The organism is Streptomyces sp. NPDC053542, assembly GCF_044544685.1.
In the GTDB taxonomy this organism is placed as follows: Bacteria; Actinomycetota; Actinomycetes; order Streptomycetales; family Streptomycetaceae; genus Streptomyces.
Map to the genome: position 1 here is coordinate 332,782 of NZ_JBITXL010000001.1, position 18,469 is coordinate 351,250.

The window sequence follows — 18,469 nt, forward strand, 5'->3', positions numbered from 1 at the left end:
GGTTCTCGTGCGTGCCGCCCGGCGTCGCGCCCGGGCCGGCGTCAGGTCCGCAGCAGGGCGGGAAGCACCACGGCGTCCAGATAGCGCGTGAGGTACGCGGCGTCCGCGGGGCGCTGCTCGATCATCGGGCGCGCGAAGACGGCGCCGGACAGTGCGTGCGGGAAGAAGGGGATCGCCGGGCAGTCGGCATCGACCTCGCCGCGGGCGACCGCCCGGTCCAGCATCGCCTGCATCACCTCCAGTTCGGGTTGGATCAGGGCCGTGTGCATGGCCTCGGCCAGCTCCGGATCCCTGTGCACGGCGTGCGTGATCCCGCGCATCAGGTCGATGTCCTTCTTGGCGTCCCCGATCCGCCGGGCGAGCTCGTGCACGTCACCGCGGAGCGAACCGGTGTCCAGGTCCTCCAGCGAGAACGGCCGCAGAGCCCGCAGCGCGGCGGAGACCAGCCGGGGCTTCCCGTGCCAGCGGCGGTACAGCGTGGCCTTGCTGCACCGGCAGCGGGTGGCGACGGCATCCAGGGTGAGGTTCTCGTAGCCGACCTCGCGCACCAGGTCCAGGACCGCGGTGTACAGCTCACTCTCGCGCTCCGGCGAGAGCCGCGTCCGGCGTGCTGCGGACGGCGGCGTGGTGACGGGCATGTCCACCCCGAACAACGGATCGAAACGGTTTCGTACTCTTAGCCTCTTCGAGCGTACGCCCCGCTCCGATCGAAACGCAAACGTTCCGATAGTCGCCTCCGTAACAGCAGGTGGGATCCCTTACCAGGCTGCGCCCCCACCCGCCGCCCCGCATCCGCGCGGTCTCAGGCGGGCAGCACCACGGCCGTCGTCACCAGCCCCGAGCCGATCAGCCACCGGCCGCTGAACCCGGTGAGCTCCCGGCCCCGGACCACCGGCCCGGGGACGAGGAAGCGGGCGGTGAAGGTGGCGTCCGTCGGGTCGAGGGTGAGGTGCGCCTCTTCGAAACCGAGCCAGCGGCGGGCGAGCGGATACCACGCCTTGTAGACGCTCTCCTTCGCGCTGAAGATCAGCCGGTCCCAGCAGACCTCGGGCATCAGCTCGGCCAGCCGGGCCAGTTGGGCCCGCTCCTCGGGAAGGGTGACCAGCTCCAGTACGCCGTCATCGGCCACCGGCTCGTGCGGCTCCGCGTCCAGGCCCACGGTCAGCACCTCCGTGGCGCGGGCGACCGCCGCGGCGCGGTAGCCGGTGCAGTGGGTGAGCGCCCCGACGACGCCGGCCGGCCAGCGCGGTGCGCGATCGGGCCCCGGCAGCAGGGGCGCGGGGGCGAAGCCCAGCCGGGCGAGCGCGTCGCGGGCGCAGCCGCGCACCGTCCCGAACTCCTGCTGCCGCTTGGGTACCGCGTCGGCCACCAGGGCCAGTTCCTCGGGGAACATGTCCGACACCGGGACGTCGTGGAACGCCTCGGCGGTGATCACGGGCGCGGGCAGCAGCTTGTCGATCATGCGGGGGTCCCGGAGGTGGTGGCGGGAAGGGCGCGGAACTCGTAGGTCACCACTGAAGTAAAGACGGTGCGGGGCGCAGAGTGAAGGGCGGCCGGGGCGGTGCGCAACCGGGCGGGCAGGCAGTTGCCCCATCCGAGGGGCGCGGACCGGAGCGAGGGATGAGACCGGGCCCGAAGGGGCACTCGTGCGCCATGCTTGTACTGCGACTTCTCGCCCGGCCCATGCTGGCCTCGACCTACGTCATCCAGGGCCTCCAGACCCTGCGCAATCCCGAGCCCCTGGTTCCGGCCGCCGAGCCGATCGCCCAGCCGATCGCCCAGCGCATTCCCGGCCTGCCGGAACAGACCGAGCACCTCGTCCGGATCAGCGGCGGTGTGCAGCTGGTGGCCGGCTCCCTGCTGGCGATCGGCCGCTTCCCCCGGGTGTCCGCGCTGGCCATCGCGGCCACGCTGGTGCCCACGACCCTCGCCGGGCACCGGTTCTGGGAGGCCGAGGACGAAGGGACGCGCACCCAGGAGCGCATCCAGTTCCTCAAGAACCTCTCCATGCTCGGCGGGCTGCTCATCGCCTCGGCGGACACCCACGGCAAACCGTCCCTCGCCTGGCAGGGCCGGCACGCGGCACACCAGGCCCGCCGCGAGGCGGCGCTGCGCGCCCGCACGGCCTGCAAGACGCACAAGATCAGCAAGCGGCTGCCGGTCGGCTGACCGCCTGACCGGGTGCGGCCCGCGGCAGGTCACCCGTGGCGGAGGAGGCCGGGCCCCGGCGGGCGTGCTGCGATGCCGCTGTGAAGGAACACCCCGGCGGCTGCGCCGTCCCCTGGGGCCGGGCCGCCGCGCTCCGGGCCGTACCGGCGGGCGTGGGTCACGCAACCAATGCGGTGCGGGAGCTGGCCCGCGCAACGGCCCGTACGACGCTCCGTACGGCGGTCCGGGTGCTGGTCCGTACGGTGGTGGTCCCCGTACTGGAACAGCTGGACCTGGACGCGGTGGTGGACCGGGTCGATGTCGACGCGGTGGCGGCCCGGCTGGATCTCGACGCGGCGGCAGACCGGGTCGATGTGCGCAGGATCGCCGACCGGGTCGACATCGACGCGATAGTGGACCGGATCGACCTGGTCGCGATCACCGAGCAGGTGCTCCGGGAGATCGACCTCGGCCAGGTCGTGCGGGAGACCGGCGGCGGGATGGCCGAGGAGACCGTCAGCACGTTCCGCGTCCAGGCCATGCACGCCGACCGCTTGGTGAACCGGGCCGCCGACCGGCTGCTGCGCCGGCGCGGTGACAGCATCCCACCGCAGCTTCCGGGGCTCGGCCCGCCCGGCCCCGACCCACCCGCGCCGAAGGACCCCGCGCCGCCGTGACCGCGGGCGGGCGGCGGTACGACCCGGTCCGGATGCAGGGGCGGGCGGCGGGACTGGTGTCCCGTACGGTCGCCGCGCTCATCGACGCGTTCGCCGTACTCGGCATCGGGCTCGCCGCGCTGCTGGCCGCCGCGGCCGTGCGGTTCATGGTCACCGGGCCGCCGTTCGCGCTCCCGCACCTGCCGCCCCGCATCAGTACCGCGTGCGCGGCCGCCCTCGCGGTCGGCTACCTCGCGGGAAGCTGGCTGATGGGCGGCCGTACGGCCGGGGCCCGGCTGATGGGGCTGCGGGTGGCCGCGCGGTCGGGACGGCCGCTCGGGCCCGGCCGCGCCCTGTTGCGGGCGGCGCTGTGCGTGGCGTTCCCGTGGGGCCTGCTCTGGATACCGGTCAGCCGGCACAGCCGATCACTCCAGGACCTCGTCGTGGCCAGCGTCGTCGTCCACGACTGGGACGGGCGCACTTCACCCGTTCCGGGTGACGCGGCCGGGCGCGCGAGGCGGCTCAATGGGACGCCGGAGTCAGATCCGTAGGGGGCTGCTCCGTAGAAGGCTGCTCCGTAGGAGGCTGCGATGACCGATCTCGTCGTACTCGGTTTCCCGGACAAGGAGAAGGCCGAGGCCGTCATGCGGCTCGGCCAGGAACTCTCCCGCCAGGAGCTGCTCGACCTGGAGGACGCCGCGCTGGCGTGGCGGACGCAGGACGGCAAGATCCATGTGAAGCAGACGTACCACCCCACCGCCACGGGGGCGGCCGGCGGCGCCCTGTGGGGGACGCTGTTCGGCATGCTGTTCCTGATGCCGGTCTTCGGCGCGGCCGTCGGCGCCGCCTCGGGCGCGGCCATCGGCAAGCTCACCGACGTCGGCGTGAACGACTCGTTCATCAAGGAAGTGGCCGGCACGCTGGAACCCGGGCGCGCCGCGGTGTTCGCCCTCGTCCGGCGGTCCACGCCGGACCGGGTACGGGAGGCGCTGCGCCCGTTCAACCCCACCGTCATCCGTACCTCGCTCACCAAGGACCGCGAGGAGGAACTGATCTCCGCACTCCAGGGGACCTGACCGACGCAGCAAAGAGACGGGGCGGCACCCGGCCGGTTGAGGAAGGCAGTACGGCCGCGGAGTGAGATCCGTGCGTACGGGCTGCCGCGCGCACGGAGGGACGGCAGACTCGTCGGACACATCCGCTCCGCGAGCGACTCGAACCGTCCGCTCCGTGAGCGGCCCTGCGACGCGAGGGGCCGGCGATGGGCGAGTCCCCGGGCGCACGGCTCGTCCCCCGGCCCCGATTGGTGGCACGGCTCTCCGCCGGCGTACTCGGCCCGCTGACCGTGGTCATCAGCCCGCCGGGAGCCGGCAAGTCGGCCTTGCTGACGCAGTGGGCGCACACGGGCACCGCACCGGGCCCGGTGGCGCGGGTGACGTGTGACAACGCCCCCGAGCCGCCGGGCCTCTTCTGGGCGCGGGTGACACGGGCGTTGGGGGCGGCGGGCGTTGGGGTACCGGACGGGGACGCAGTACCGGACGGGGAGCGGCCCGGTGTCGTGGGCAACGGGCTCCCGGTGGCCGCCCGGCTCGCCGAGGCGCTGGTGGCCGGGGGCGGGCCGGTGGTGCTGGTGCTGGACGGTTTGCCGACCGGGGCCGACGCGCCGTGCGCCGCCGGGGTGTCGTACCTGCTCGCGCACGCCGGCCGGACGCTGCGGCTGGTGGTGGCGGCGCGCGGGGACCCGCCGCTGCACCTCCACCGGCATCGCCTCGCCGGCGACCTCACCGAACTCCGTACCGACGCGCTGTCCTTTGACGACCGGGAGACGGCGGAGCTGCTCGCGCTGCACGGCATCGCACTCCCCCGCCGCGCCGTCGCATCGCTGCGCGAACGCACCGAGGGCTGGGCGGCGGGGCTGCGGCTCGCCGCCCTGGAACTGGCGCGGCAGCCCGATCCGGAGCGGTACGCGATGCGGTTCAGCGGCACGGACGACGCGGTCGTCGGCTACCTCGTCGAGGAGTTGCTGGACGGACAGCCGCCCGAAGTGCGCCGCCTGCTCCTGACGACGAGCATCCTGGACCGGGTGAACGCGGCCCTGGCCACCGCGGTGGCGGGCGACCGGCCGGGGCGGCACTTCGCCGCGGTGGCCGGCGAGCAGGCGTCCCTCGAGGCGTGCGGGCAGGGCTGGTACCGGTACCACCGCATGACCGGTGAGGCACTGGGCCGCCGGCTGCTCGACGAACACCCGGGACAGGCCGCCGCACTGCACCACCGGGCGGCGGCCTGGCTGAGCGACAACGGCTCGCTCTCCGAGGCGGTACGCCACGCGCTCGCCGCGGACGACCGCCCGTACGCACACCGGCTGATCGTCCACCACCTGGCGATCGGCCAGGTACTGGGCCTGACGGCCACCCGGCTCCCCCACACCGCAACGGCAGCCGCAGCCTCAGCCACAGCCGGCGCCGGGACGGCCATCGACGGCAGTCCGGAGACCGTGCTCGTCACCGCGGCGAGTGCGCTGTCGCACGGAGACGTGCCGGCCTGCGCCACGGCCCTGACGCAGGCGGAGCACCTGCTCGCCGCTACGACGACGCCCGCCGACCACGCTCTTGGGACCCGGCTCCGCCTCACGCACGCGGTGATCCGTACGCAACTGGAGCGCATGCGGGACCCCGTGGCGGCGCCGGCCGTGGCGGCCGAGGCACAGCGCCTCTTCGCGCTCCTCCCCCGCGAGTCCCAGGTGGACCATCCCGAGCTGCGCGCCCTGATCCAGCTGGTCCGCGGCGGTGCCGAGCTGCGGCGCGGCCGGCTGACGGCGGCGGAGAGCGCCCTGACGACGGGGCTCAGGGCGGCCGGTACCGCGGGAAACGCGGCGTTGCGCCGCGACTGCCTCGTCGAACTCGCCCTCCTGGAGGCGCTCCGCGGGCGGTCCCGGGCCGCCGCCGAACTCGCCGCGACCGCGCAGCGGCCCCCGTTGCCCGCCGCCTCCCCCGGTGACCCCTCGCACGCCGCGCTCCAGATGGTCCGCGCCTGGACCGGCCCGTCCCGCAACGGGGCGCCTCCCGCCGGCAATGGAGCGTCCCCGGCCGACGGCAACGGCACCGCCCGGCAGCCGGCCGTGGCGCTCAGCAGGCGTGAGCTCGACGTACTGGCCCAGCTGGCGCGCACGATGGCCACGGACGAGATCGCCGCCGAACTCCAGCTGTCGGTCAACACCGTCAAGACGCACCTGAAGAGCGTCTACCGCAAGTTGTCCGTGAGCCGCCGGACCGCCGCCGTCCGCCGCGCCCGCGAACTGGGGCTGCTCCCCCACCTGACGTAAGAGCCGGTGCCCAACCGGTTCAATACGACGACGGGGCGGGCCGGAAGACCGGCCCGCCCCTCCGTATCCGCGGTCGCGTCAGCGGATGTTCAGCGTGGTGTTCGGCGTTGTGTTCACCGTTGTGTTCAGCGGGTGTAGCGCATCAGCGTGCGGACCATGTGGCAGGTGGTGTCGGACGGGCGGTGGATGCCGACAAGCGCGGCGGTGTCACGGATGAGTCGGTTCGGCGCGCGGTCCGGTGTGTGGACACCGGAGTCGAGCAGGGCGATGGCCAGACGCATGGCCTTGAGCCGGCGGTTGTGAGCGATGTACCACTCGCGCGGCCGGCCTGCCGGCAGCGGCTTCTTCGCGAGCGGGGCGTACGGCAGGTCGAACAGCGGGCGCGTCGAAGACATTGCGGCAGCCGTCACAGGGTCCCTCCTGTCGTGGTCGAGAGCCCCGGACCCCCCGTGAGCTCCCTCGAACACTGCTTCTATTTTAGTCGATTCCGGCCAGCTCCAACACCCCTCTTGAGGGCTCTTTTTCGCAGGTCAGCGGCACAATGCGCCCTCCGGAGCGAGCAGTTCGCGCCGCCTCCGACGAGGGGGTCGAGCCCGGCGGGCGACCTGAACCAGGTACTGAAAGGTTTCAAAGCGAAAACCCGCTTCACCTATTGACTCCAGAGGATCTCCCCTCCATGGTTTGAGTCGTTTCAAACATGCGAGGGGCGAAGGAGTCCAGGTGACATCCGTGCAGGGCACCAGCACGCAGTCCGCCGCCGACGGGGCGGCCGGGGACGGCGCCGTCTCGCGGCAGCAGTGGAAGTGGACCGGGCTGGCCGGCATGGCGTCCTACCTGGACGCCGGGTCGATCGTCGCGCTCAGCTCCGGGCTCGCCCTCTTCCAGGACCGCTTCGGGCTCTCCTCGAGCGGCCTCGGCGCGCTGACGGCCATCGGCCCCAACGCCATCGGCGCGGCGATCGGCGCGTTCATCGGCGGGCGGCTGGGCGACAAACTCGGCCGCAAGCGGATCTACCAGTACGACCTGCTCGTCTACGCGGCGGCCATCCTGCTCATCGCCTTCGCGGTGAACCCGCTGATGCTGTTCACCGGTACCTTCGTCGTCGGCCTGGCCGTCGGCGCGGACGTGCCGACCTCGCTCGCGCTGGTCGGCGAGTTCTCCCCGGCCAAGGCGCGCGGCAAGCTGCTCGGGCTGACCCAGGTGACCTGGAGTCTCGGCCCGGTGGTGGTGCTGCTGGTGGCCTGGGCCCTGTCGGACCTCGGCCTGCTCGGCATCCGCATCGTCTTCCTGCACCTGTTCGTGGTGTCACTGGTGACGTACGCGCTGCGCCGCGGCATGGTCGAGTCGGCGGTCTGGCGGACCGCGGCGCAGGGCGGCGCGGCGGCCCGGCCCAAGGTGCGCGAGCTGCTGCGCGGCGCGCATCTGCGGGCACTGCTGTTCACCGGCGGCATCTACCTCTTCTGGAACCTCGCGGCCGGCACGAACGGCATCTTCACCCCGTACATGGTCCAGAGCCTGGGCGCGGGCACCCAGGCCACCAGCGTCGCCCTGTCCTGCGCCAGCTTCGCGCTGGTGATCGTCGGTACGGTCGCGGTGTACATGCGCTACGCGGACCGCGGGCACCGCTACCGCAAGGTGATGTGGGTCGTCGGCTCGGTGATGCAGGTCTGTGCGTACGGTGTCTTCCTCTTCCTGCCCTTCACCCTCCCCGTCATCGTCTTCAACGTGGTGCTCTTCGGCGTCGGGCAGGCCATGGCGGGCGAGGCCGTCTACAAGACCATCAGCCAGGAGGTCTTCCCGACGATGCTGCGCGGCACGGCGCAGGGCATCACCTTCGGTACGTCCCGCGTCGTCCTCGGCGTCTGGTCGTTCTTCGTGCCCGCGCTGGCGAGCACCGGCATCGCGCCGGTCGCCGCCTTCCTCACCGCCGCGCTCCTCCTCTGCGGCGTCATCGGCCTGTTCATGCCGAACACGGCGGGCAAGTCGCTGGAGCAGGTGGAGGCCGAGCGGGCCGCGTAGCGGACTGGACGACACTTGCCTGACGCATCGTCAGGGAAGGTGCGGCAGCAGCGCGTCCGGCGTGACCGGGAGCGAGCGGATACGCACGCCGGTCGCGTGGTGAACCGCGTTGGTCACAGCCGCCGCCGTGCCCACGATGCCGATTTCGCCGATGCCCTTGGAGCCCATCGGGTTCAGGTGCGGGTCCTCCTCCTCGATCCAGTGCACGTCGATGTCCGGCACGTCGGCGCAGACCGGGACGTGGTACATGGCCAGGTCGCGTTCGGCGTAGTCGCCGAACTCGCGGTCCATGGTGCTGTGTTCCGTCAGCGCCATGCCGAGGCCCATCGTCATGCCGCCGAGGAACTGCGAGCGGGCGGTGCGCGGGTTCAGGATGCGGCCCGCGGCGAAGACGCCGAGCAGCCGCCGTACCCGGGTCTCGCCCGTCGCGGTGTCCACCTGTACCTCGGCGAACTGGGCGCCGTACGCGTGGCGTGCGTACTCCTTGCCGCCCTTGCTCTCCTCGGTGGTGTCGGCGGCGACCGTCAGGCCCGTCGCCGGTACCTCGCTGTGCTCCTCCAGCGCGCGCCGCAGTCCGTCGCACGCCTTGTGCACCGCCGAGCCCCACGAGGAGGTGCCGGAGGAGCCGCCGGCCACCGGGGCCTCGGGCAGTTCGCTGCAGCCCACGCGGATGCGGACCCGGTCCATGGGCAGCCGCAGCGCGTCGGCGGCGATCTGGGCGAGGACGGTCCGGGCGCCGGTGCCGATGTCGGTGGCGTTCACCCGGACGTCGATCAGCCCGTCGGCGCGGGCGTGCGCCTCGGCGTGGCAGGGGGCGACCATGACCGGGTACGTCGAGGCGGCCACGCCGGTGCCGAGCAGCAGCCGGCCGTCGCGGCGCGCCGCGGGGCGCGGGTCGCGGTCCTGCCACCCGAAGCGGCGGGCGCCCTCGCGCAGGCATTCCACGAGGTGGCGGCTGCTGTACGGGCGGCCTGAGTCCGGCTCGCGGTCGGGCTCGTTGCGTACCCGCAGTTCGATGGGGTCCAGGCCGCAGGCGAGGGCGAGTTCGTCCATGGCCGCTTCGAGCGCGTACATGCCGGGGCACTCGCCGGGCGCGCGCATCCAGGAGGGAGTGGGCACGTCGAGCCGGGCGACCCGGTGGGTGGTGCGGCTGGCCGGCGAGACGTACATCGTGCGGCTGGGCGCCGCGGCCTGCTCGACGAACTCCTGGACCGTGGAGGACTGGGTGGTGATCTCGTGCGCGAGGGCCTGGATGCGGCCGTCGCGGTCGGCTCCGATGCGCAGGTGCTGGATCGTCGGGGCGCGGTGGCCGGTGACGGCGGGCATCTGCTGGCGGGCGAAGGCGAGGGTGACCGGGCGGCCCGTGACGCGGGCGGCCATGGCGGCGAGTACCACGTGCGGGCGCGGCGTGCCCTTGGAGCCGAAGCCGCCGCCGACGTGCTCGCTGGTGACGAGCACCTGGTCCGGGCCGAGCGCGAAGAGCTGGGCCAGCATCTGCTGGACGGTCGAGGAGCCCTGGCTGGAGTCGTGCAGGCAGAGCTTCCGCTCGCCCTCCCACCAGGCCGTGGCGGCGTGCGGCTCCATGGGGTGGTTGTGCAGCGGCGGGGTTTCGTAGACGGCGTCGTGCTGTACGGGGGCGTCGGCGTAGGCCGCCTCGAAGTCGCCGCGCACGCGGTCGGCGGGGTGGCCGCCGTTGGCGGTCTCGGGCGCATAGATGCCCGGGTGGTCGGTGGTGAGGAGGACGTCGTGCGGCTCGGAGCTGTAGTCCAGGCGTACCGCGGTCGCGGCGGCGCGGGCCGCTTCCAGGGAGGTGGCGACCGCGAGCGCGACGATCTGGCCGCGGTGCGCGACGTGCCGGGACTGCAGGACGGCGAGGGTGGGGTCGTCGCCCTCGGCGAGCCGGGGCGCGTTCTCGTGGGTGAGCACGGTGACGACGGCGGGGTCGGCGAGCGCGGTGCCGGTGTCGACGGCCGTGATCTCGCCGCGGGCGATCGTGGCGGGTACCGCCCAGGCGTACAGGCCGTCGGGGCGTGCGTGGTCGGCGGCGTACCGCGCGGTGCCGGTCACCTTCTCGCGGCTCTCCAGCCGTGCGGTGTCCGCGCCCAGGGTCCGGGGCAAGGTCGTCATCGCATACCCTCCGCGTGCGTGCCCGCGAGGTCCGTCAGCAGGGCGACGGCCAGCCGGCGGGCCAGGGGGATCTTGTAACCGTTGTCGCGCAGCGGCTCGGCGGCCGCCAGTTCCTCGTCCACGGCCCGGCCGAAGGACTCCTCGGTGGCGGGCCGGCCGCGCAGCGCCGCCTCGGCGGCACGGGCGCGCCACGGCTTGGCGGCCAGCGCGCCGAACGCGAGCCGTACGTGCTCGACGTTGCCGTCGCTCACCTTCAGGTCGGCGGCGGCCGAGGCGAGCGCGAAGGCGTACGAGGCGCGTTCGCGGGCCTTGCGGTACGCCGAGCGGGCGCCGGGCACCGGCGGCGGCAGCTCCACGGCGGTGATCAGCTCCCCGTGCCGCAGGACGGTGTCCTGGTCGGGGGTGTCGCCCGGCAGCCGGTGCAGCTCGGCCACCGGCAGGGTCCGCTCGCCGTCGGCGGAGACGCAGTGCACCTGCGCGTCGAGGGCCGTCAGGGCCACCGCCATGTCCGAGGGGTGGGTGGCCACGCAGTGCTGGGAGGCGCCGAGGACCGCGAGGTCGCGGTGGATGCCGCTGCGTGCGGGGCAGCCGGAGCCGGGCCGCCGCTTGTTGCACGGCTTGCCGATGTCCTGGAAGTACGTGCAGCGGGTGCGCTGCAGCAGGTTGCCGCCGATCGTGGCGAGGTTGCGCAGCTGGGGCGAGGCGCCGGCGAGCAGGGCCTGGGAGAGCGCCGGGTAGCGTTCGCGGGCGGCCGGGTGCACGGCGAGCGTGCTGTTGCGCACGGTGGCGCCCACCCGCAGTCCCCCGTCGTCCGTCTCGGTGATGTCGTCGAACGGCAGCCGGCTGACGTCGACCAGCATCTCGGGGACCTCGACCCCGAGCTTCATCAGGTCCACGAGGTTGGTGCCGCCGCCGAGGAAGGCCGCGCGCGGTGCGCGGGAGAGCAGGTCGACGGCGGTCGCGGGGTCGGTGGCCGTCTCGTAGCGGAAGGGTTTCACCGGGCCGCCTCCCGCACCGCGTCGATGATGTTCACGTAGGCGCCGCAGCGGCAGATGTTGCCGCTCATCCGCTCCCGTACCTCGCCGCCGGTCAGCTCCACCGGGCCGTCCGGCGCGCCGTCGGGCGTCACCGCGCTGGGCCAGCCGGCCTGCGCCTCGGCGATCGCCCCGACGCCGGAGCAGATCTGGCCGGGCGTGCAGAAGCCGCACTGGAAACCGTCGTGCGCGATGAACGCCTCCTGGAGCGGATGCAGCGTGTCCCCTTTTGCCAGGCCCTCGACGGTCGTGACCTCCGCACCGTCGGCGGCCACCGCGAACACCAGGCAGGAGTTGACGCGCCGGCCGTCCAGCAGGACCGTGCAGGCCCCGCACTGGCCGTGGTCGCAGCCCTTCTTGGCGCCGGTCAGCCGTGCTTCCTCGCGGAGCAGGTCGAGCAGCGTGGTGCGGTTGTCGACGACTTGCGCCCGGCGTTCGCCGTTGATGTGCAGGGTCAGCGCGGTGGTGGTGTCCGCGTCGCCCGTACCCTCCGTGCTTCTCATGGAGTCAGGGGTGCCCCTGAAGGCGAGCAGTGAAAACGGACCAGGGCGCTCCGCACCTCGTCCGGGCCAATGCGGACCGCTTCGTCCGGGCCAATGGCCGCCCCTCGGGCCACCCCGGTGCGGGCCGCCGCGGCGCCCCGGGCGGCCCGGAAGGCGGCGGCTGTCCGCGTTACGGACCTGCACAACACCGTGCCCGGCAGGTCGACGGCCTGCCGGGCACGGTGGGTCATAAACGGTTCACGGCTGCTGGCGGGCCTGCTTCCCCGCCGCCCGCGCCGCGTCCGTCTCGCTGGTCTGCCGCGCCGTGCTCAGCTTGCCGCCGGAGTTCTCCAGGTGCGCCCGGATGAACCACTGGAACAGCTCCAGGCTGCGCAGCTGCTCGATGAGCATGTCCTGGGTGATCGGGTCGGGCTCGTCCGTGGCGCGCACCGCCGCGCGGTGGTCCTCGATGATGCCCGTGTACACGACGTCCAGCGCGCCCAGGTGCTCGATCGACTCGGCCCGGCCGATCGCGTAGTCCTCCCAGGTGCGTTCGGCGACCATGACGCCGGGCGTACCGGCGGGCTCGCCGCCCAGCGTCGAGATGCGCTCGGCGGTGGTGTCGATCATGTCGCGTACGGCGTCGACCTGCGGGTCGAGCATTTCGTGCACGGCGATGAAGTGCGGGCCGACCACGTTCCAGTGGACGTGCTTGAGCGTGAGGGCGAGGTCGTTGAGCGCGTGCAGCCGCATCCGCAGCAGCTGGATGACCTCCGAACCCTCGGAGGCACTCATGCCCGGAACCGTATAGCTGAGCTGCGAGTCGGCTTTCGAGGCCACGGCACTGTCTCCTTCGACGGGCTTCTGCCGGCCCGGCCGGGGTGCCGGGCGTCCGGGCCCGGCGAGCCGCCGGGCGTGCGCCACAGGGGTACCACCGCCCGGCACGCGGCAAACGCCCGTTTCCCGCCGGTATACGGGCTTCCTCGGCTTCCTCCCGTTGTACCGCAGGCAGTGCGGTCAGGACCCGGCGGGCGGGCCGTCGGACGCGTCCGGCGCGATGAGGGCCAGGCCGGTCTCGGGATCGATCCGCTTGCGCAGGTGGGCCGGGGTCTCCGTCACGATGACCTCCATCGTCGGGAAGACGACGCACTTCTGGAGGTGGCCGCCGATGACGGAGGAGTCCTTGCGGCCGAGGACGAGGTGCGCGTGCAGCGCGGGCTCCCCGTTGTGCGTGGCGATGTCCCCGAGCAGGGACAGCACCTCCAGCTGGCCGTCGAAGTGGGTGCTGCGGTAGTCCATGATCTTGGGGTCGAAGTAGCCGAGGGTGGCCTGGCGGCAGGCGCCGATCGCGGTCAGTCCCGCGCCGCTGATGCCCTGCTCGCGCGCGAAGGCGGTGATCCGGCCGGCCGCCTCGTCGCCCTTGTCCATGACCAGTGCGAACGTGCGCAGCCCGGCCTCCTCGTACAGCAGCCTGGTCTTCATCGCGCTTCGCCTCCGCTCGTCGATGGTGCGCGGCACGTGTGCCGTGCGCCTGCCCCACGGCGCCCGCCGCCGAACCCGGGGGTCCGGCGGCGGGTGCGATGTGCGGTACGGCGACCGGTCAGCGGTTCTTCCAGTGGTGGTGGCCGTGGTGGCCGTTCACGCAGGTGCCGTGTGCGGGGTTCAGCAGCCCGATGATGTTGATGCTGTTGCCGCACACGTTGACCGGAACGTGCACGGGCACCTGGATGACGTTGCCCGAGATGAGACCCGGGCTGCCGTGCGCCGAGCCTTCCGCTTCGGCGTCGGCGACGGCGGTGGCGGCGCCGCCGAGGACCGTCGCGGCGGCCAGGGCGGTCGCCACGAGGGCGGTACGGATGGACATGTTTTCTCCCATGAGGAGGTGGCTTGTTCTCAGGGAGAATCACCGGCCGCGACCCATTCGCCACCTGGCCGAAACCGGGACCGCCTGATTGCAGTAGTACTTAAGACCGTACGGAGCACATCAAACCGTACGAAGCACCAGTGTCCGCCGGCCGGCCCGGCCGGTCAGCCCCGGCCTGCCGGAATGGCCAGGTACTTGATCTCCAGGAACTCCTCGATGCCGGCCCGGCCGCCCTCGCGGCCCAGCCCGGACTGCTTGATGCCGCCGAACGGCGCGGCCGGGTTGGACACCAGTCCGGTGTTGACGCCGACCATGCCGGTCTCCAGGCGTTCGCCGACCCGCAGCGCGCGGTCCAGGTTCTCCGTGAAGAGGTACCCGACCAGGCCCCATTCCGTGTCGTTGGCGGCGGCGACCGCCTCGTCCTCGTCGTCGAAGGTGAGGATCGCGGCGACCGGGCCGAAGATCTCGGTGGACATCAGCGCGGAGCCGGGGTGCACGTCGGTGAGGACGGTGGGCGGGTAGAAGTAGCCCGCGCCGTCCGGTGCCTCGCCGCCGATCAGGGCCTTGGCGCCGCGTTGTACGGCGTCCTGGACCAGGTCGGCGGCCTTGTTCCGGCCCGCCGCGTCGATCAGCGGGCCGACGTCGGTGCCGTCCTGCGTACCGGGGCCGACGGTGAGGGCGCCCATCCGCTCGGCGAGCCGGGTGGCGAACTCGTCGGCGACCGAGCGGTGCACGAAGAAACGGTTGGCGGCGGTGCACGCCTCGCCCATGTTCCGCATCTTGGCGACCATCGCGCCGTCCACGGCCTTGTCCAGGTCGGCGTCGGCGAAGACGAGGAACGGCGCGTTCCCGCCCAGCTCCATGGAGGTCCGTACGACGGTGTCGGCGCACTGGGCCAGGAGGATGCGGCCGACCTGGGTGGAGCCGGTGAAGGACAGCTTGCGTACGTCACCGCTGCGCAGCAGGGGCTCCACGACGCCGGCCGCGTCCGTGGTGGTGACGACGTTGAGGACGCCGGGCGGCAGGCCCGCCTCGGTCATGATGGCGGCCAGCGCCAGGCTGGAGAGCGGGGTCTGCGGGGCGGGCTTGAGGACCATCGTGCAGCCGGCCGCGACCGCCGGGCCGATCTTGCGGGTGCCCATCGCGAGCGGGAAGTTCCAGGGGGTGATGAGCATGCAGGGGCCGACGGGCTGGCGCATGACCAGGACGCGGTTGGCGCCGTCGGGCGTCCGCGACATGCCGCCGTCGATGCGCACGGCCTCCTCGGAGAACCAGCGGAAGAACTCCGCCGCGTAGCCGACCTCGCCGCGCGCCTCGGCCAGTGGCTTGCCCATCTCCAGGGTCATCAGGAGGGCGAGGTCCTCCTTGCGCTCGATGATCAGCTCGTAGGCGCGGCGCAGGATCTCGCTGCGGGCGCGCGGCGCCGTGGCCGCCCAGTCCGGCTGCGCGGCGACCGCGGCGTCCAGGGCGCGCCGGCCGTCCTCGGCCGCGGCGTCGGCGACCTGGCACAGCTCGCGGCCGGTGGCGGGGTCGTCCACGGGCAGCGTGCGGCCGCCGGCCGCGTCCTGCCACCCGCCGTCGATGAAGAGCTGCTTGGGGACGGCGTCGATGACGCGGATGCCGGAGCGCGGTGCGTCCGGGGAGCCCGACGGCTGGGTGCTGGTGGTCGTGGTCATGAGCGGTGCCTCCCGGCGGGTCGGTACGCGGAGCGGGCGGGTGTACGGGCGGCCGGTCCCCCGCGCGGGAGGGACCGGCCGGTCCGGCGGCGGGCGGGCCGCAGCGGTCGGCGCTGCCCACCGCATGGCTCAGCGGTCGGCGCAGCCCGCCTGGACGGCGGCGGACCAGGCCCGCAGCCCCTCGTCGATCTGCTGCTCGGTGACGATCAGCGGCGGGATCAGCCGGACGACGTTGCCCCAGGGGCCGCAGGTGAGGAGCAGCAGCCCCTCCTCGACGGCGGCCTGCTGGACGCGCGTCGCGGTCTTCGGGTCGGGTTCCCCGTCCTCGGTGGTGAATTCGTTCGCCAGCATCAGGCCGAGTCCGCGGACGTCGCCGATGGCGGGATGCTTGGCGGCGACGTCCTCCAGGCCGGAGCGGAGCCGGGCGCCCATCGTGGCGGCGTTGCCGACCAGCCCCTCCTCCTCGACCACGTCGAGGGTGGCGAGGGCCGCGGCGCAGGCGACCGCGTTGCCGCCGTACGTACCGCCCTGCGACCCGGGCCGGGCCTTGGACATGATCTCGTCGGAGGCGGCGATGCCGGACAGCGGGAAGCCGCTGGCCAGGCCCTTGGCGGTGATGACGATGTCGGGCCGGACGCCGAAGTGGTCGTGGCCCCAGAAGCGGCCGGTGCGCCCGACGCCGGTCTGCACCTCGTCCAGGATCAGCAGGATGCCGTGCCGGTCGGCGCGCTCCCGCAGGCCCTGCAGGTAGGCGCTGTTGGCGGGGACGTAGCCGCCCTCGCCGAGCACCGGCTCCACCATGATCGCGGCGGTGTCGTCGGGGTCCGTGACGGTCTGCAGGAGGTGGTCGAACTCGCGCAGCGCGAAGCGGGTGGTGGCCTCCTCGTCCCAGCCGTAGTGCCGGCCGTAGTAGTACGCGTTCGGGAAGGGCGCGACGTGCACGCCGCTCATCAGTGGGCCGAAGCCCGTGCGGACCTTGGTGCCGGAGGTGGTGAGGGAGGCAGCGGCGACCGTGCGGCCGTGGAAGCCGCCCTGACAGACGACGATGTTGGGCCGCCCCGTGGCCTGCCGGGCGAGCCGCATCGCGGCCTCCACGGCCTCGCTCCCGGAGTTGGCGAAGAAGAGGCTGTCGAGCCCTTGGGGCAGTACGTCGCCGAGCCGTGCGACCAGCTTCTGGAGCGGCTGGTGCATGACGGTCGTGTACTGGCCGTGGATCAGGGTGGCCACCTGTTCCTGGGCGGCGGCGACCACGCGCGGGTGGCAGTGGCCGGTGCTGGTGACGCCGATGCCGGCGGTGAAGTCCAGATAGCGGCGGCCGTCCGTACCGAAGAGGTGGACGCCCTCGCCGCGCTCGGCGACGACGGGTGTGGCCTGGCGCAGATGCTCGGAAAGGTGGCTCATACGACAGCTCTCTCCCACGGCGTTGAAGCGGTGCGGATGGATGGTGGAGTCTGTGCCCGGCCCCTGGCGGGATCAATCACAGGCTCCTACTCACCTTGTGGGAGAGGAGTGGGGAGGGTCAACGACCCACGTGTTCGCCACGCGCGGCGACTGCGGGCGCCGGGCCCGCAGTCGCCGCGTTCACGGCATGATCACACCGGTGACCGGTCGCCGCGCAGGGAGGCCGAGATGTCCTCCAGGCTGCGGCCCTTGGTCTCGGGGAGCTTGCGGTAGAGGTAGCCGACGCCGAGCAGGCCGAAGACCGCGTAGAGCCAGAACAGGCCGGTCGGGGTGAGGGCCTGGATGGTGGTGAGCACGGTGAGCGAGATGGCGAAGTCCAAGCCCCAGTGCGTGACGTTGCCGAAGGAGGACGCCTTGCCGCGCGCCGCGGTGGGGAAGATCTCGCTGTTGATGAGCCAGATCGCCAGGCCCAGGCTGGGCGCGAAGGCGCCGATGTACAGGCAGAGCCCGGCGACCAGCAGGCCGCCGCTCGCGGGCTGTCCGTCGCCGAAGAGGTAGAGCGCGCCGAGCAGGACGAGGGCGAGGACGACGACGCCGGTGCCGCCGAGCAGCAGCGGGCGGCGGCCGACCTTGTCGACGAGGAGCAGCGCGATGCCGGTGAGGACCATGTTGACCAGGCCGATGCCGAGCGAGGAGAGGATCGCGGCGGAGCTGGCGAAGCCGGCCTGCTGGAGCATGGTGGGCGCGTAGTAGATCACCGCGTTGACGCCGACGAGCTGGTTGGTCGCGGCGACCACCACGCCGAGGACGACCGCGGGGCGCATGGCGGGGCGCAGCAGATCGCGGTAGCCGATCTTCGACTCCTGGGCCGCCAGCGCCTCGATCTCGCGTACCTCCCGCTCGGCCTCCTCCGCGGTACGGGTGCGGCAGAGCACCGCGCGGGCCTCGTCCGGGCGGCCGTGGGTGAGCAGCCAGCGCGGGCTCTCCGAGAGCCGGAAGACGCCGGCGAGCATCAGCAGGGACGGCAGGGCGCCGATGCCGAGCATCCAGCGCCAGCCGTCCGTGACGTCGTCGAACGCGTAGCCGACGAGGTAGGAGACGAAGATGCCGACGGTGATCATCAGCTGGTTGAGCGAGACCAGCTTGCCGCGGCTCTCCTTGGGCGCGATCTCGGCGATGTAGGCGGGCACGGCGAGCGAGGCGGTGCCGATGGCGAGGCCGAGGACGAAACGGGCGGCGATCAGTACGGCGTCGTCCGGGGCCGCGGCACAGCCCAGGGCGCCGACGGTGAAGATGCCGGCGGCGGTGAGCAGCGTGCGGCGGCGGCCCACGGCGTCGGTGACCGCGCCGCTGACCAGCACGCCGACGATCGCGCCGAGCAGCAGGGACGCCACGGTGACCTGCTGCATGCCGGAGCTGAGGTGGAATTCCGGCGTGATGTGGAGCAGCGCCGAGGAGATGATCCCGGTGTCGTAGCCGAAGAGGAAGCCGCCGAGCGCGGCGACGGCGGAGGCGCCGACCGCGGCACGTCCGCGCTTGCGCGGCGGTGCGCCCGGTTCGGGCGAGAGGACGGTGTCGGTGCGGGCCAAGGCAGCTCTCCTTCAGGTGGGCTGACGCGGGGTCAGCTGGTACCGGTTGCGCTCCGCCGTGCCCCGGCCCGTCGTCCTGCGGGCCGGGGCGTGCGGTGCTCCCGCCGCCTGGCGTCCGTCGGCGGGGACGGGCGGCGGGAGCCGGTGCCGC

Annotated in this window: 18 protein-coding genes; 6 read left to right on the plus strand and 12 right to left on the minus strand. The window is 73.0% G+C overall.

All coding sequences use genetic code 11. The features are described 5' to 3' along the window. Positions 1–41: 41 nt before the first annotated feature. Both ACIGXO_RS01460 and ACIGXO_RS01465 read right to left on the minus strand, forming a co-directional pair. Positions 42–638, minus strand: a complete 597-nt coding sequence (locus ACIGXO_RS01460; protein ID WP_399778862.1) for a TetR/AcrR family transcriptional regulator C-terminal ligand-binding domain-containing protein — start codon at positions 636–638, stop codon at positions 42–44. A 164-nt stretch (positions 639–802) separates the two neighbouring features. Continuing rightward, entirely contained in the window at positions 803–1,462 is a 660-nt protein-coding gene (locus tag ACIGXO_RS01465; RefSeq protein WP_399778864.1) for a 4'-phosphopantetheinyl transferase, read from the minus strand. A 191-nt stretch (positions 1,463–1,653) separates the two neighbouring features. Here ACIGXO_RS01465 and ACIGXO_RS01470 point away from each other — a divergent pair, with 191 nt between their 5' ends. The 5 genes from ACIGXO_RS01470 (at position 1,654) to ACIGXO_RS01490 (ending at position 6,126) form a co-directional block, all read left to right on the plus strand. Then, a complete protein-coding gene (locus ACIGXO_RS01470) occupies positions 1,654–2,169 on the plus strand; it encodes a DoxX family protein (protein WP_399778866.1) in 516 nt (171 codons plus the stop codon). Between the two features lie 80 nt (positions 2,170–2,249). Next, positions 2,250–2,825: a hypothetical protein gene (locus tag ACIGXO_RS01475; RefSeq protein ID WP_399778868.1), complete on the plus strand. Its 576-nt coding sequence runs from the start codon at positions 2,250–2,252 to the stop codon at positions 2,823–2,825. After that, positions 2,822–3,355 (plus strand): RDD family protein, encoded by a 534-nt coding sequence (locus tag ACIGXO_RS01480; protein ID WP_399778870.1) that lies wholly within the window; start codon positions 2,822–2,824, stop codon positions 3,353–3,355. The genes ACIGXO_RS01475 and ACIGXO_RS01480 overlap by 4 nt, the downstream gene beginning before the upstream one ends. A 39-nt stretch (positions 3,356–3,394) precedes the next feature. Further along, positions 3,395–3,880 (plus strand): DUF1269 domain-containing protein, encoded by a 486-nt coding sequence (locus tag ACIGXO_RS01485; protein ID WP_399778872.1) that lies wholly within the window; start codon positions 3,395–3,397, stop codon positions 3,878–3,880. Between the two features lie 185 nt (positions 3,881–4,065). After that, positions 4,066–6,126: a LuxR C-terminal-related transcriptional regulator gene (locus tag ACIGXO_RS01490; protein WP_399778874.1), complete on the plus strand. Its 2,061-nt coding sequence runs from the start codon at positions 4,066–4,068 to the stop codon at positions 6,124–6,126. Between the two features lie 125 nt (positions 6,127–6,251). On the opposite strand, the gene ACIGXO_RS01495 is transcribed toward ACIGXO_RS01490, so the two are convergent. Next, positions 6,252–6,521 carry a hypothetical protein gene (locus ACIGXO_RS01495; protein WP_051831192.1) on the minus strand — a complete coding sequence of 90 codons (270 nt, stop codon included), beginning with the start codon at positions 6,519–6,521 and terminating at the stop codon, positions 6,252–6,254. 325 nt (positions 6,522–6,846) lie between these two features. On the opposite strand from ACIGXO_RS01495, the gene ACIGXO_RS01500 reads away from it, so the two are divergent. Further along, positions 6,847–8,145 (plus strand): MFS transporter, encoded by a 1,299-nt coding sequence (locus ACIGXO_RS01500; RefSeq protein WP_399778876.1) that lies wholly within the window; start codon positions 6,847–6,849, stop codon positions 8,143–8,145. 30 nt (positions 8,146–8,175) lie between these two features. Here ACIGXO_RS01500 and ACIGXO_RS01505 read toward each other — a convergent pair whose 3' ends face one another. The 9 genes from ACIGXO_RS01505 to ACIGXO_RS01545 all read right to left on the minus strand — a co-directional run bounded on the left by ACIGXO_RS01505 (position 8,176) and on the right by ACIGXO_RS01545 (position 18,318). Beyond that, on the minus strand, positions 8,176–10,272 hold the full coding sequence (locus ACIGXO_RS01505; protein WP_399778877.1) for a xanthine dehydrogenase family protein molybdopterin-binding subunit: 2,097 nt from the start codon (positions 10,270–10,272) through the stop codon (positions 8,176–8,178). Continuing rightward, positions 10,269–11,270 carry an FAD binding domain-containing protein gene (locus ACIGXO_RS01510; RefSeq protein ID WP_399778879.1) on the minus strand — a complete coding sequence of 334 codons (1,002 nt, stop codon included), beginning with the start codon at positions 11,268–11,270 and terminating at the stop codon, positions 10,269–10,271. Before ACIGXO_RS01510 ends, ACIGXO_RS01505 begins: the two co-directional genes overlap by 4 nt. Next, on the minus strand, positions 11,267–11,809 hold the full coding sequence (locus ACIGXO_RS01515) for a 2Fe-2S iron-sulfur cluster-binding protein (RefSeq protein WP_399778881.1): 543 nt from the start codon (positions 11,807–11,809) through the stop codon (positions 11,267–11,269). The genes ACIGXO_RS01510 and ACIGXO_RS01515 overlap by 4 nt, the downstream gene beginning before the upstream one ends. A gap of 237 nt (positions 11,810–12,046) precedes the next feature. Beyond that, positions 12,047–12,583 (minus strand): Dps family protein, encoded by a 537-nt coding sequence (locus ACIGXO_RS01520; RefSeq protein WP_399778882.1) that lies wholly within the window; start codon positions 12,581–12,583, stop codon positions 12,047–12,049. A gap of 222 nt (positions 12,584–12,805) precedes the next feature. Then, complete coding sequence (locus tag ACIGXO_RS01525) at positions 12,806–13,270, minus strand: PPC domain-containing DNA-binding protein (protein ID WP_399778883.1); 465 nt, start codon at positions 13,268–13,270, stop codon at positions 12,806–12,808. A 118-nt stretch (positions 13,271–13,388) separates the two neighbouring features. After that, on the minus strand, positions 13,389–13,652 hold the full coding sequence (locus tag ACIGXO_RS01530; protein ID WP_399778885.1) for a chaplin: 264 nt from the start codon (positions 13,650–13,652) through the stop codon (positions 13,389–13,391). Between the two features lie 164 nt (positions 13,653–13,816). After that, entirely contained in the window at positions 13,817–15,328 is a 1,512-nt protein-coding gene (locus ACIGXO_RS01535) for an NAD-dependent succinate-semialdehyde dehydrogenase (protein WP_399778887.1), read from the minus strand. A gap of 129 nt (positions 15,329–15,457) precedes the next feature. Continuing rightward, positions 15,458–16,729 carry an aspartate aminotransferase family protein gene (locus ACIGXO_RS01540; protein ID WP_399778889.1) on the minus strand — a complete coding sequence of 424 codons (1,272 nt, stop codon included), beginning with the start codon at positions 16,727–16,729 and terminating at the stop codon, positions 15,458–15,460. Between the two features lie 191 nt (positions 16,730–16,920). Beyond that, on the minus strand, positions 16,921–18,318 hold the full coding sequence (locus tag ACIGXO_RS01545; RefSeq protein WP_399778890.1) for a sugar porter family MFS transporter: 1,398 nt from the start codon (positions 18,316–18,318) through the stop codon (positions 16,921–16,923). Between the last annotated feature and the right edge of the window lie 151 nt (positions 18,319–18,469).